The sequence below is a fragment of the Aeromicrobium sp. P2_G6 genome, assembly GCF_056403535.1.
This window is the reverse complement of sequence record NZ_JBFUFH010000005.1, coordinates 216,427-230,159: the sequence shown is the minus strand read 5'-3', so window position 1 is coordinate 230,159 and position 13,733 is coordinate 216,427. Positions and strand designations below refer to the sequence as shown.

The window sequence follows — 13,733 nt, the reverse complement described above, 5'->3', positions numbered from 1 at the left end:
CGTGACCACGGTGCTGACCTACGGGACGTTCGACCTGTTCCACATCGGTCACCTCAACCTCATCAACCGCCTCGCGGACATGGGCGACCGGCTGATCATCGCGGTCTCGACCGACGAGTTCAACGCCGGCAAGGGCAAGACGTCGGTCGTGTCGTACGAGGACCGGTCCCGCATCATCAGCAGCATCAAGGGCGTCGACCTGGTCATCCCCGAGACATCGTGGGAGCAGAAGGCCACCGACATCAAGGAGCACGGCGTCGACATCTTCGCGATCGGCGAGGACTGGGCCGGCAAGTTCGACGATCTCCAGGAGCTCTGCGAGGTCGTCTACCTCCCGCGCACGGACGGCATCTCCAGCACAGAGATCAAGCAGATGCTGCGTGTCCTCGACCCCCAGCACATCACCGAGATGCAGGACGCGCTCTCCGTCATGAGCCGGCTGCTCGAGCACTACCGCGATCTCACATGAGCGGACCTGAGGTCAAAGAGTCCCCGATCCCGGGCCTGCTGGTCGTACGCATGCCGGTCCACGCGGACAATCGCGGCTGGTTCAAGGAGAACTGGCAGCGCGCCAAGATGGTCGCCGCCGGGCTGCCGGACTTCGGGCCGGTCCAGCACAACATCGCGTTCAACACCTCCGCCGGGACCACCCGCGGCATCCACGCCGAGCCGTGGGACAAGCTCGTCTCGGTCGCGACCGGGCGCGTGTTCGGCGCGTGGGTCGACCTGCGGGCCGGTGACTCGTTCGGTGCGACCTACACCGCCGAGCTCGACCCTGGGACCGCAGTGTTCATCCCCCGTGGCGTCGCCAACGGCTACCAGACACTCGAGGACGGCACGGCGTACTCCTATCTGGTCAACGCGCACTGGAGCCCTGACGCCGAGTACGCCAACGTCAACCTCGCGGACGAGACCGTCAACGTCCCCTGGCCCCGTCCGTTGGTGGAGATCTCGGACAAGGACCGCGACCATCCGCGCCTCGCCGACGTGGTCCCGGTGGCACCCCGGCGCACGGTCATCCTCGGCGCCGACGGCCAGCTGGGCCGAGCCCTGCAGGCTGTCCTGCCCAACGCCCTCGCCCTGACCCGGGCGGAGCTCGACCTCGCGGACCCCTCGACGTACGACAACGTCCCCTGGGACGACGTCGACACGATCATCAACGCTGCGGCATTCACCGCGGTCGACGCCGCCGAGACACCAGACGGCCGGCGCGAGGCGTGGGCGGTCAACGTGACCGGGGTCGCCGCACTCGCCAGGATCGCGATCCAGCACCGGCTGACGCTCGTGACGGTCTCCTCGGACTACGTCTTCGACGGCACGCAGGCCGAGCACACGGTCGACGAACAGGTCTCACCCCTCGGCGTCTACGGGCAGACCAAGGCGGCTGGAGAGGCGGTCACGTCGACGGTCCCCCAGCACTACATCGTCCGGACCAGCTGGGTCGTCGGCGACGGCGCCAACTTCGTCGCCACGATGAAGCGCCTGGCCCGCGACGGCGTGCGCCCACAGGTCGTCGACGACCAGTACGGCCGGCTCACCACGGCCCAGGAGCTGGCCGAAGGCATCGTCGAGTTGCTGTCGTCGCGAGCGCCGTACGGCATCCACCACATCACCGGCGGCGGCGAGCCCAAGTCGTGGGCCGACATCGCCCGCGAGGTGTTCGTCGCCGAGGGCCGCAGTCCCGAGGACGTCATCAGTGTGTCGACCGAGTCCTACGGCGCCGACAAGCAGCTCGCCCCACGCCCACAGCACAGCACCCTCGCGCCGCGCACGCCCTAGAACGCCCCAAGATGGCTCAGGGCGCGAGTCGGTCGCGGCGCCAGCCGTCGCCCGCGCGTACGTAGCGCAGGCGGTCGTGGAGACGGTTGTATCGGCCCTGCCAGAACTCGACGGACTCAAGAGCGATGCGATAGCCGCCCCAGATCGGCGGGCGCATGACGTCCTGCCCGTCGAAGACCTGCGTGACCTCGGCGACCCGATCGTCCAGCACCCCACGGCTGGAGATCACGCGGGACTGCGGCGAGGCGACGGCGCCGATCTGCGCGCCTCGGGGCCGCGAGGCGAAGTAGGCATCCGACTCGGCCTCGTCGATGCGGGTCACGGCGCCCTCGACGCGTACCTGGCGCTGCAACGGGTGCCACAGCATCACCGCGGCGGCTCGCGGATTGGCGGCGAGCTCAGCGCCCTTGCGTGACTCGTAGCCCGTGAAGAACGTCAGTCCTCGGTCATCGAGTCCCTTGAGCAGCACGATGCGGACGGAGGGCTTCCCATCGGGCGTCGCGGTCGCGAGCGCCATGGCGTTCGGCTCGTACATCCCCGCGTCGATCGCCTCGTTCAACCAGCGCCCCAACAGCGCCAGGGGGTCGTCGCCGGCGGCGGCCTCGTCGAGGCCCTCACGGGCGTACTCCTCGCGCATCCGCGCCAAATCAGGGGTCTCCATGACTCAACGGTAACTACGCAGGGCAGAATGCAAGGTATGACTGAAGTGCACCACGGACTTGAAGGCGTCGTTGCGTTCGAGAGCGAGATCGCCGAACCCGACAAGGAAGGGTCCGCACTGCGCTACCGCGGTGTCGACATCGACGACCTCGTCGGGCGCGTCCCGTTCGAGAAGATCTGGGGCCTGCTGGTCGACGGCGCCTACGAGCCGGGCCTGCCGCCGGCCGAGCCGTTCCCCATCCCCGTCCACTCCGGCGACATCCGCGCCGACGTACAGAGCGCGATCGCGCTGACCGCCCCCGCCTGGGGCATGAAGCAGCTCTATGACATCGACGATGTCCAAGCCCGTGAGGACCTTGCCCGCGCCGCGGTCATGGTCCTTTCGTATGTTGCGCAGGCCGCACGCGGCGTCGGTCAGCCGATGGTGTCGCAGTCCGAGATCGACAAGTGCTCGACGATCACCGAGCGCTTCCTCACCCGCTGGCGCGGCGAGGTCAACCCCGATCACGCCAAGGCCATCGACGCCTACTGGGTGTCGGCCGCCGAGCACGGCATGAACGCCTCGACCTTCACGGCTCGGGTCATCGCCTCCACCGGCGCCGACGCCGCAGCTGCCCTGTCCGGAGCCGTCGGCGCGATGTCCGGCCCGCTGCACGGCGGCGCCCCGGCCCGCGTCCTGACGATGATCGAAGAGGTCGAGAAGTCCGGCGACGCGACGGCGTACGTCAAGGGCCTGCTCGACAGCGGAGAGCGCCTGATGGGCTTCGGTCACCGCGTCTACCGCGCCGAGGACCCGCGGGCCCGCACCCTCCGGCGTACGGCCAAGGAGCTCAACGCTCCCCGCGCCGAGGTCGCGATCGCGCTCGAGGAGGCCGCGCTCAAAGAGCTTCGCGAGCGCCGTCCCGACCGCGTCCTGGAGACCAACGTCGAGTTCTGGGCGGCGATCGTCCTCGACTACGCCCAGGTCCCGCCGCACATGTTCACCGCGATGTTCACGTCGGCCCGCACAGCCGGCTGGAGCGCGCACATCCTCGAGCAGAAGCGCACGGGTCGCCTGATCCGCCCCTCGGCGATCTACACGGGGCCGGCTTCCCGCCGCGCCGACGAGGTCGACGGCTGGGACCCGAGCTGGGCGCAAAGCTGACCTTCGTTGGGCGGTGACCTGGTCGCCCATCCCGCCATTGAGCGGTCCGTGGGTCGCCCTTCCGATTTGCGGAAGGGCGACTCACGCACCGCCCTACCGGGGTCAGACAGAAGCAGGCCTGATCTCTGCGAAGTTTCTCCGGAGGGATGTCGAAATCTGCCGGTGCTGATCGACATACGGGTGAAAGCACCCGACAAGAAGGAGACCACCATGTCGTTCCAGGCCTATCTCGACGCCATCGAGGACAAGACCGGACTCACCCCGCGCGAGCTCGTCGCTCAGGCGCATGAGCGCGGCTACGACGACCCGGCAACCAAGGCCGGCAACATCGTCGACTGGCTGAAGGCCGACCACGACCTGGGTCGCGGTCATGCGATGGCGCTCGTGCACGTCATCAAGAACGGCCCGAAGATCGCCAGCAAGCACGTCGGGTCGACGGGAGCCCACCGCGACGAGTCCGACACCTTGTGGCTCGACGGCAAGGCGAGCAAGCCGCAGTAGGCGCCGCAGATGGCGCGGTCAGGCGACCACCGCAACTCGCCTATGCTGAGCGCCGTGCGGTCAAAGTGGATCACGATGCTTGCGGGAGTCATCGCCGCCGTGGTCCTGGTCAGTGTCGTGATCGGTCTGGCGTCTCCCGATGGCACGATCAACGGCGACGATCGAGCGGCCTCGTCAGCAACCTCGCCGACGACCGGAAGCCCCACGCCGACCTCCGAACCCGTCACGCCCAGTGCCGCACGCGCACCGGCCACGGTCGCCGGGTCGTGGCCCGGACGGCCGGACTCGGTCACGGRCGACGGCTCGTCGATCGACTGGTGCCGCGCCGTGCGTACGACCGGCGCCGCCGAGGCCGAGAAGGTGTTCGGCAAGCGCGCGGTCGACAAGGCAGCATGCACAGTCGTGCAGTTCATCTTCGGCAAGCGCTACTCCCGACTGGCGATCCCCCGCAGGTCGTACGACGTCAAGGACCTCGACTTCGTGCTGCCGGCACTCGCCACCTCGACCGTCGACGCATACCGGCCGCGCGTCCAAACCTTCGTGGCCTATCCCGACAACATCGACGCGCGCGACGAGCTCGGACTCATCGTGCTCCGCGGCGAGGGCACACCGGTCGGTGCCAAGCACACGTCGGCCGGCAAGGGCCGGGTCTTCTACGGCAAGGCGTTCTCGACGAACGGCTACCGTGGCCGCGCCACCTGGATCAACCCCACGTGGTCGAAGGTCGCGATCAGCGTCGACCGCTCGAAGGCCGAGCCCCGGATCGTCGCGACCCTCGACGCGTCGGCCGCCATCCCCGTCTTCAACGCCACCAAGCGGCGCCACGACATGCTCACGATCCCGACACACGCGATGTTCTTCCTCCGCCAGGCCAAGGGCGCGACGTGGAAGGTCGGCGGCTGGCGGATCGACAGCGGGACGTACGACTACGCGCGACTCAAGCTGAGATGACGCACCGAGGCCGGCCATCCCCCCGAGATGGCCGGCCTATGACGCCCCCCGGCGCCGGTCGTGCGACGGCCCGAACATCCCCCCGAATCGTTCGGACCTGACAACCTGTGACATACACGCTAGCCGAGCATTCCCGGCAAGTGCAGTCTTGACATTAGCGCACAAAGTAGTTACTTAGGGCTACTTCGCACTAGTCACTCCTAGTGACATTTTCAAGGACCTAAGTCCGTCGGGAAAAACCTGTCAGGAAATACATGCGCTATGGCGCCGGTTGTCACCGTCATGACCACCATCGGACTCATCGGCGCCGGCCACATCGGCAGCCAGCTCGCCCGCGCCGCCATCGCCAACGGACACGACGTCGTGCTCAGCAACTCCCGCGGACCCGAGACCCTTGCCGACCTCGTCGCCGAGCTCGGTCCATCAGCCCGCGCCGGCACGCCTGCGGAGGCCGCAGAGGCCGCCGACATCGCCGTCGTCACGACGCCCGTCAGCGCGATCGGCTCGGTGCCGGTCGAGCCGCTCGTCGGCAAGCCCGTGATCGACACCAACAACTACTACTCGCAGCGCGACGGCGTCATCGCCGAGCTGGAGGACGGCTCACTGACGAGCGCGGAGCTCCTGCAGCGGCACCTCGTCGGCGCGAACGTCGTGAAGGCGTTCAACCACATCCAGTCGGCAGCCATCACGGCTGAGGCGCAGGAGGCCGGTACGCCCGACCGTCGCGCCCTTGCCGTCGCGAGCGACGACGACAGCGCCAAGGCAACCGTCGCGGCGTTCATCGACTCGATCGGCTTCGACGTCGTCGACCTGGGTGCGCTCGCCGAGGGCTGGCGGGTCCAGCCGAACACCCCCGGCTACGGTCCGCGGCTCACCGCCGACGAGCTGCGCGTCGCGGCCCAGACCGCGACCCGCGACGCCGCCTGACGCTCAGCGCAGCTCGACGAGCTTCGCGAGGTCGTCGGTCGGCAGCTCGTCGACCACGGCGGTGACGTTCATCGACAGCAGGTCGACCCTCGCCCAGTGCTGGGAGAGGAATGCCGTCTCGGAGGCATCCTGGCCCGTCGCGATCCGCAGCAGGCTCCCCCGGGGTGCCAGTGTCGTGGCGTCGACGACGTGCCACGCATCCTCGATGTACGCCTCGGCGACCGCGTGGAAGTCCATCGGATAGAGGCCGGGGGCGTACACCGACGTCAGCCGTGCCGGGACGTCGAGCCCACGGAGCAGCGCGACCACGAGGTGGGCGTAGTCGCGGCACACGCCTTCGCGGGCCAGCATCGTGGCGACCGCACCGTCCGTCGGCTGGCTCGCGCCCGGCACGTACGACAGGTGCGCCCCGACCCAGGAGCTGACGGCATCGAGCAGCTCCTTGCCGTGCACACCCGCGAACTCGGAGTTGGCGGTCGAGAACAAGGTGTCGGACTCGCAGTAGCGGCTGGGCCGGCGGTACTCGATGAGGTCGAGCTCGTCGACCGCCGCGGGCGGGGCGTGGCCCAGGACCTCGGCAGAGTAGTCGATCGTCATGTGCCCCGGGGGGCCCGTCAGCCGGTGCAGCCGGGTGCCGTGCCGGCCGGCGATCTCGTGCGCCTCGAGCTCCTCGCCGCCGGACCGGATCGTGAACGTCTCGGTCGTGTCATGGCCCTCGGCGACCGCGATCGAGAAGATCAGGTCGGCCTTGTCGTGCAGATGGAGCTGGAGATGGGCCGAGACTGATCGCTTCACCGCCCGATCGTTTCACACTCGTTGCGTCATCAAAATCGTGGCCCAGGACCCTCGATTCCTATGACGCAAACGGCACGGAACTCAGGAGTCGTACGCCTCGAGGATGCGGTCGGCGGCGGTCGCTGCGGGCATCTCTCCGGACAGGACGGCCTCGCGGATCTCCTCGCGCATCGCGGCGACGCGGGGGTCTGTTCGGAGCCGCTGGTCGAGCTCGTCGCGGACCAGCGCCCAGGTGAAGTCGAGCTGCTGCTGCGCGCGCTTCTCGTGCAGGCCCTTGCGGCCGAGGAACTCCCGATGGCGGATGATCCGGCTCCACACGGTGTCGATGCCGGTGCCGTCGAGGGCCGAGCAGGTCAACACCGGCGGGACCCAGCCTTGGCCTCCGGCGTAGACCATCCGAAGCGCTCCGGCGAGATCCTTGGCCGTCGCCTCGGCCTCCTGCACGCGCTCGCCATCGGCCTTGTTGACCGCGACGACGTCGGAGATCTCGAGGATGCCCTTCTTGATGCCCTGCAGCTGGTCGCCGGTGCGCGCGATCGTCAGGAACAGGAACGTGTCGACCATGCCCGCCACGGTGATCTCGGACTGGCCGACGCCGACGGTCTCGATCAGCACGACGTCGAATCCGGCCGCCTCGAGCACCGTCATGGCCTGGCTCGTCGCGCGGGCGACGCCCCCGAGCGTGCCGGCGCTGGGCGAAGGGCGGATGTACGCATCCTGGCTCACTGCGAGCCGCGACATGCGCGTCTTGTCGCCGAGCACGGAGCCGCCCGTACGTACGCTCGACGGGTCGACCGCCAGCACGCCGACCCGGTGGCCCTCGTCGACGAGATAGGTGCCGAGCGCCTCGATGAACGTCGACTTGCCGACCCCCGGGACGCCGGAGACGCCGACCCGCACGGCTCCCCCAGCCTCCGCCGAAAGGAGCCCGAGCAGCTCACGGGCCTCCGCACGGTGGTCGGCGCGGCTCGACTCGATCAGCGTGATCGCCCGCGAGATCGCCGCGCGCTTGCCCACGCGGACGTCGTCGGCGAGGTCTGCGACGTCGACCATCAGGTCTGCTGCGTCGCGCGGAGCTTGTCGAGCAGGTCGAGTGCGGAGTCGGCGATGACGGTGCCGGGCAGGAAGACCGCGGCGGCACCCATCTCCTTGAGCGTCGGGACGTCGTCGGGCGGGATGACGCCGCCGATCGCGATCATGATGTCCGGACGGCCCATCTCGGCAAGCGCCGTCTTGAGCGCCGGCAGCAGCGTCAGGTGGCCGGCCGCCAGGGACGAGACCCCGACGATGTGCACATCGGCGTCGACCGCCTGCTGCGCCACCTCCTCCGGCGTGGAGAACAGCGGGCCGACGTCGACGTCGAAGCCCATGTCGGCGAAGGCCGTGACGATGACCTTCTGGCCGCGGTCGTGCCCGTCCTGGCCCATCTTGGCGACGAGGATGCGCGGACGTCGGCCCTCGGCCTTCTCGAACGCCGCGGTGGCGTCGATGACCTTGTCGATGTTGCCGCCGTGGCCGGCCTCGGTGCGGTACACACCTGAGATCGTACGGATCACGGCTTGATGGCGCCCGTAGACCTTCTCGAGCGCGTCGGAGATCTCGCCGACCGTGGCCTTGGCGCGGGCGGCGTTGACCGCCAGCGTGAGCAGGTTGTCGTCGAGGGAGCCGTCGCTGGTCGAACCACGCTCGGCGCTCTTGGTCAGCGCCGCGAGGGCGGCGTCGACGTCGTCCTGGTTGCGCTCGGCGCGCAGCCGCTCGAGCTTGGCGATCTGTGAGGCGTACACCGCCTTGTTGTCGACCTTGAGCACCTCGAGCGGGTCCTCATCGGCGAGCCGGTAGGTGTTGACGCCGATGACCGCCTGCTGACCGGAGTCGATGCGCGCCTGCGTGCGCGCAGCGGCCTCCTCGATGCGCATCTTGGGGATGCCGGCCTCGATCGCCTTGGACATGCCGCCGGCCTGCTCGACCTCCTGGATGTGTGCCCAGGCGCGGTTGGCGAGGTCGTGCGTCAGCCGCTCGACGTAGTAGGAGCCGCCCCACGGGTCGATGATGTCGGTCGTGCCGGACTCCTGCTGCAGCAGCAGCTGGGTGTTGCGGGCGATGCGGGCGCTGAAGTCGGTCGGCAGCGCGATCGCCTCGTCGAGCGCGTTGGTGTGCAGCGACTGGGTGTGGCCCTGGGTCGCGGCCATCGCCTCGATGCACGTACGCCCGACGTTGTTGAACACGTCCTGCGCCGTCAGCGACCAGCCCGACGTCTGGCTGTGCGTACGCAGGCTGAGGCTCTTGGGGTTCTTCGGGTTGAACCCGGCGACGAGCTCGGCCCACAGCGCCCGGGCGGCACGCAGCTTCGCGATCTCCATGTAGAAGTTCATGCCGATCGCCCAGAAGAAGCTCAGCCGCGGGGCGAACGCGTCGATGTCGAGGCCCACGTCGAGGCCGGCACGGATGTACTCGACGCCGTCGGCCAGCGTGTAGGCCAGCTCGAGGTCGTTCGTCGCCCCGGCCTCCTGGATGTGATATCCGGAGATCGAGATCGAGTTGAAGCGCGGCATCTTCTGCGCGGTGTAGGCGAAGATGTCCGAGATGATCCGCATCGACGGTGCCGGCGGGTAGATGTAGGTGTTGCGGACCATGAACTCCTTGAGGATGTCGTTCTGGATGGTCCCGGAGAGCTTCTCGGGCGGCACGCCCTGCTCCTCCGCGGCGACGATGTAGAGCGCGAGCACCGGCAGCACCGCGCCGTTCATCGTCATCGACACGCTCATCTCGTCGAGCGGGATGCCCTCGAACAGCTTGCGGGTGTCGTAGATCGAGTCGATCGCCACGCCGGCCATGCCGACATCGCCGACGACGCGCGGGTTGTCCGAGTCGTAGCCGCGGTGTGTCGCCAGGTCGAACGCGACGGAGAGGCCTTTCTGCCCGGCGGCGAGGTTGCGGCGGTAGAACGCGTTGGACTCCTCGGCGGTGGAGAACCCGGCGTACTGGCGGATCGTCCACGGCTGCGTCGTGTACATCGCCGGGTAGGGGCCGCGGAGGTAGGGCGCGAGGCCCGGGTAGGTGTCGAGCGCGTCGAGGCCCTCCAGGTCGGCGGGCGTGTAGAGCCCCTCGATGTCGATGCCCTCGGGCGCCGGCCACGGCTCAGCGCCGTCCGTGGCGCGGGCGTACGTGTCGGCGTCCGGCTCGTACGGCTGCTCGGGATCGAGCGGCAGCCCGGCGAAGCTCTCGGGAATGCTCATGCCTGCAGCTCCTGTCGGATCGAGCGGAGGAAGGCGAGCGCATCGAGTCCCGCCGCGGCGTTCGTGTCGGCGCCGATGTCTGCCTTGCCGGCGACGATGACGTACGTCGCCCCGGCTTCACGCAGGGCGGTCACCAGGTCAGCGCCCCACGCCTCGTATGCCTTGTCGTTGCCGACCAGGCAGGCGATCGCGGGGTTGCCTGCCTCGGAGTACGCCGAGAGGACGTCGTCGACGCCTTCGGTCGGCCCGGCGACGACGGTGTCGATGCCGCCGGCGGCGAACAGGTTCGCGGCGAACGTGCCGCGTGCGGTGTAGGCGGCGACGGTGCCCATCGACGCCAGGAACACGGGCGTCGCAGCGCGGTCGTCGCGGAGCGCCTCGTACTCGCCGGCATACCGGTGCACGTCGACAGGGTGGCCGTATGGGCGGCGCTCGGGCAGCTCCTCGTGCAGGTTGGGGAACTCCGAGACACCGGTGATCGGGCGCTTGCGCTTGGCGATGTCGAGCGCCCTCGTCGAGACCGTGTCGGCGATGGCCGCGCGGAGGAAGTCGAGCGACTCCACGAGCCCGCCCTTGCCCTCGATCTCGCCGAACAGCGACCAGGCCGCGCGCGCCAGGTCGTCGGTGAGCTTCTCGACGGCATGCGCCCCACCGGCCGGGTCGGCGACGGCGGCGACATGTGACTCGCTGATCAGCAGGCTCGAGGTGTTGCGGGCGATGCGGCGGCTGAACGCCTCCGGCAGGCCCAGCGGCTCGTCGAACGGCAGCACGGTGACGCTGGCTGCTCCGCCGACACCGGCTGAGAACGCCGCGACGGTCGTGCGGAGCATGTTCACGTAGGGGTCGTACTTCGCCATCATCGGGCGCGAAGTCACGGCGTGCTGCACCTGGCCGGCGGCGGCCGTGGTGACGCCGCTGAGCTCGGCGACGCGGTTCCACAGCTGGCGGGCGGCACGGAGCTTGGCGATTGTCGGGAACTGCTCATCCGTCGCGGCATAGCGGAAGTCGATCAGGCCAGCGGCCTCGTCGACCCCGTGGCCGGCTTCGACGAGTGCGCGGAGATAGGTCACGCCGGCGGCGAGCGAATAGGCCAGCTCCTGGACGTCCGAGGCTCCGGCATCGTGCACCGCCGTTGCGTCGACGGTCACCGCGCGTACGCCGAGCGGCTGGGCCAGGGCGGCAACCTCCCAGACGATCCCGAGGTCGGTGACGCCGTGGCCGCGCATTGCGGCGCCGAGCGGATCGGCGCCGAAGGACGTACCGGATGCGGCAGTGACCGCCTTGTCGGCGAGCACGGCGGCCAGCGCGCGGGCCGCGTCGACCGGCTCGACGGGCGCGTCGAGCGCGACTGCGGCGAGGTCGACGAAGACCGGCTCGAGGATCGTGGCAAGTGCATCGACCGGGATCGCTCCGCCGCCGACCGAGAGCCACAGGGAGTTGACGCCGTTCTCGAGATCGGTGACGACGTCCGTCGCGGTGCGCTCCACGTCGGGGTCGGCGAACCAGGCGCGTACGTCCCAGCCGTCGAGCTCGCGGGCTGCGGCGCTGCCGCGGGTGAAGGGCGCCTGTCCCGGCAGACCACCGTCAGGCAGGTCGCGGGTCAGCGCGGGCGTGCCGAGCGGAGTGACGGTGATGCCGTCGAGGGTCGTGGTGGCGAGCTTCTGCCACACATCGGTGTCGGGTGCGTCGTCGGCGAGCTTCCTGGCCTTGCGGAGGACCGCGGCGGTCGCGCTCTCCCACTCGTCCAGCGTGTGCTCGAGCCCCTTGGACAGGGGGACATCGACCGTTCCGTCAGAGGCCATAAGGGGCATCGTACGAATCGCCGGTGGTACCGGCCACTCAATGTGACATATGTGACGGGCCTGTTACGCGCCCGGACCCGTCGGTGGTTGAGGTGCGGAGCGAAGCGGAGCCTCGAAACCACGCCTGCGAGAATCAGTTCGTGAAGATTCCTGCTGAGCTCCTGCCCGGTGACGGCCGATTCGGGTCCGGACCGTCGAAGGTGCGCGTCGAGGCGCTCGACGCCCTGGCCGCGACCGGCGAGTCCCTCATGGGCACCTCGCACCGGATGGCGCCCGTCCGCAACCTGGTCGGCAGCCTCCGCGAAGGTCTCGCCGAGCTGTTCACGCTGCCGGACGGCTACGAGGTCGTGCTGGGCGTCGGCGGGTCGCACGCCTTCTTCGACGCTGCGACGTTCGGGCTCGTCCGCGAGCGCAGCCAGCACCTCGTGCATGGCGAGTTCACCCGCAAGTTCGCCACCGCGGTGCAGAAGGCGCCGTTCCTCGCCGATCCCCAGGTGCTCGAGAGCGAGTTCACGACGCACCCCGTGCCGGTCGCCGAGCCGGGCATCGACGCGTACGCGTGGGCGCACAACGAGACCTCGACCGGCGTCATGGTGCCGGTGGAGCGGGTGACGGGTGCCGATGACGACGCGCTGATGCTGATCGACGCCACGTCCGGCGCAGGTGGCCTGCCGCTCGACGTGTCGCAGACCGACGTCTACTACTTCGCGCCGCAGAAGACATTCGCGTCCGACGGCGGGCTGTGGGTCGCGCTGATGTCCCCTGCGGCGATCGAGCGCGCGGAGGAGATCAAGGCCGGTGGACGGCACATCCCCGGATTCCTCGACCTGCCGATCGCGATCGACAACTCGCGCAAGAACCAGACCTACAACACGCCGGCGCTGGCGACGCTGTTCCTGATCGACGACCAGGTGCGGTGGATGCTCGGGCAGGGCGGGCTCGACTGGGCGGTCAAACGTACGACGGACTCGTCGACGCGCCTCTACGAGTGGGCCGAGGCGTCGACGTACGCCACCCCGTTCGTCACCGATCCGGCGGACCGCTCGCTGGTCGTCGGGACGATCGATCTCGAAGGCGTCGACGCCGCGGCCGTCACTGACGCGTTGCGCGACAACGGCATCGTCGACCTGGCCGGCTATCGCGGGCTGGGTCGCAACCAGCTGCGCATCGCGATGTTCCCCGCGATCGACCCGGAGGACATCACCAAGCTGACGCAGTGCATCGACTACGTCGTCGAGCGCCTCTGAGCCAGGCGACGTGGTCTCGATACTCGCCCTCGTTCCTCGGGCGAACTCGACCACCGAGCCATCTCGCTGGTCGAGTGCCTGCTGGGGGTCCCCCCACGAGCTCTGCGAGTAGGGGGCGGAACGAGCAGGTGTATCGAGACCACCGAGACCATCGAAGCGTCAGATGAGCTCGGTGCCGTGGCGGTGCAGCTCGCGGTGCTCCTCGTAGATCACGGCGTTGTGGTGCAGCGTCTCGACCTCGTCCTCGGTCAGCTCGCGGCGCACCTTGCCCGGCACGCCCGCGACCAGCGACCGCGGCGGGATGACGACGCCCTCGGCGATCAGCGCGCCGGCGGCGATCAGCGACTCGCTGCCGATGACAGCGCCGTTCATGATGATCGCGCCCATGCCGACCAGCACGTGGTCGCCGATCGTGGCGCCGTGGACGACCGCTCCGTGCCCCACCGACACACCTTCGCCGAGGAACACCGGCTTGCCCTTGTCGACGTGGAACGCGCAGTTGTCCTGCACGTTCGAGCGCGCGCCGATGGTGATCGGCTCGTTGTCCGCGCGAAGCACAGCGCCGTACCAGATGCTGGCGCCGTCCTCGATCACGACGGACCCGGCGAGGGTCGCATTGGGTGCGACCCACGCCGTGTCGGCCACGTGTGGGGTCTTGTCTCCGAGTGCGATGAGCATGCGCTCAACGTAC

The 13,733-nt window shown here is 69.2% G+C and carries 12 protein-coding genes and 1 pseudogene; 7 read left to right on the top strand and 6 right to left on the bottom strand.

Features of this window, described 5'->3' with window-relative positions; translation table 11 throughout:
- The first annotated feature begins 1 nt into the window (after position 1).
- Together AC1DVU_RS16815 and AC1DVU_RS16810 are read left to right on the top strand one after the other, a co-directional pair.
- Positions 2-469: an adenylyltransferase/cytidyltransferase family protein gene (locus AC1DVU_RS16815; protein WP_476923610.1), complete on the top strand. Its 468-nt coding sequence runs from the start codon at positions 2-4 to the stop codon at positions 467-469.
- The gene (locus tag AC1DVU_RS16810; RefSeq protein ID WP_476923609.1) at positions 466-1,779 is read left to right on the top strand and encodes a sugar nucleotide-binding protein; all 1,314 of its coding nucleotides are present in this window, start codon (positions 466-468) and stop codon (positions 1,777-1,779) included. The genes AC1DVU_RS16815 and AC1DVU_RS16810 overlap by 4 nt, the downstream gene beginning before the upstream one ends.
- A 16-nt stretch (positions 1,780-1,795) precedes the next feature.
- Here the strand turns inward: AC1DVU_RS16810 and pdxH are convergent, their stop codons facing one another.
- On the bottom strand, positions 1,796-2,440 hold the full coding sequence (pdxH, locus tag AC1DVU_RS16805; RefSeq protein ID WP_476923608.1) for a pyridoxamine 5'-phosphate oxidase: 645 nt from the start codon (positions 2,438-2,440) through the stop codon (positions 1,796-1,798).
- 36 nt (positions 2,441-2,476) lie between these two features.
- Here pdxH and AC1DVU_RS16800 point away from each other — a divergent pair, with 36 nt between their 5' ends.
- From AC1DVU_RS16800 to AC1DVU_RS16785, 4 genes are all read left to right on the top strand, one after another.
- A complete protein-coding gene (locus AC1DVU_RS16800; protein WP_476923607.1) occupies positions 2,477-3,583 on the top strand; it encodes a citrate synthase 2 in 1,107 nt (368 codons plus the stop codon).
- Between the two features lie 210 nt (positions 3,584-3,793).
- Positions 3,794-4,084 (top strand): DUF4287 domain-containing protein, encoded by a 291-nt coding sequence (locus AC1DVU_RS16795; RefSeq protein WP_476923606.1) that lies wholly within the window; start codon positions 3,794-3,796, stop codon positions 4,082-4,084.
- 54 nt (positions 4,085-4,138) lie between these two features.
- The gene (locus tag AC1DVU_RS16790; RefSeq protein WP_476923605.1) at positions 4,139-5,035 is read left to right on the top strand and encodes a hypothetical protein; all 897 of its coding nucleotides are present in this window, start codon (positions 4,139-4,141) and stop codon (positions 5,033-5,035) included.
- Positions 5,036-5,317: 282 nt separating this feature from the next.
- The gene (locus tag AC1DVU_RS16785) at positions 5,318-5,962 is read left to right on the top strand and encodes an NADPH-dependent F420 reductase (protein WP_476923604.1); all 645 of its coding nucleotides are present in this window, start codon (positions 5,318-5,320) and stop codon (positions 5,960-5,962) included.
- Positions 5,963-5,965: 3 nt separating this feature from the next.
- Here AC1DVU_RS16785 and AC1DVU_RS16780 read toward each other — a convergent pair whose 3' ends face one another.
- The 4 genes and pseudogenes from AC1DVU_RS16780 to AC1DVU_RS16765 all read right to left on the bottom strand — a co-directional run bounded on the left by AC1DVU_RS16780 (position 5,966) and on the right by AC1DVU_RS16765 (position 11,795).
- The gene (locus AC1DVU_RS16780; protein ID WP_476923603.1) at positions 5,966-6,757 is read right to left on the bottom strand and encodes a transglutaminase-like domain-containing protein; all 792 of its coding nucleotides are present in this window, start codon (positions 6,755-6,757) and stop codon (positions 5,966-5,968) included.
- An 81-nt stretch (positions 6,758-6,838) separates the two neighbouring features.
- Positions 6,839-7,810, bottom strand: coding sequence for a methylmalonyl Co-A mutase-associated GTPase MeaB (meaB, locus tag AC1DVU_RS16775; protein ID WP_476923602.1), 972 nt, complete (start codon positions 7,808-7,810; stop codon positions 6,839-6,841).
- Positions 7,810-9,903: pseudogene (gene scpA, locus AC1DVU_RS16770) on the bottom strand (methylmalonyl-CoA mutase); the annotation flags it as partial. The gene meaB and the pseudogene scpA, both read right to left, overlap by 1 nt.
- Before the next feature lie 86 nt (positions 9,904-9,989).
- Positions 9,990-11,795 carry a methylmalonyl-CoA mutase family protein gene (locus AC1DVU_RS16765; protein ID WP_476923601.1) on the bottom strand — a complete coding sequence of 602 codons (1,806 nt, stop codon included), beginning with the start codon at positions 11,793-11,795 and terminating at the stop codon, positions 9,990-9,992.
- Positions 11,796-11,935: 140 nt separating this feature from the next.
- On the opposite strand from AC1DVU_RS16765, the gene serC reads away from it, so the two are divergent.
- The gene (gene serC, locus AC1DVU_RS16760; RefSeq protein ID WP_476923600.1) at positions 11,936-13,042 is read left to right on the top strand and encodes a phosphoserine transaminase; all 1,107 of its coding nucleotides are present in this window, start codon (positions 11,936-11,938) and stop codon (positions 13,040-13,042) included.
- A 159-nt stretch (positions 13,043-13,201) separates the two neighbouring features.
- On the opposite strand, the gene AC1DVU_RS16755 is transcribed toward serC, so the two are convergent.
- Positions 13,202-13,720, bottom strand: a complete 519-nt coding sequence (locus AC1DVU_RS16755; RefSeq protein ID WP_476923599.1) for a gamma carbonic anhydrase family protein — start codon at positions 13,718-13,720, stop codon at positions 13,202-13,204.
- Positions 13,721-13,733 lie beyond the last annotated feature (13 nt).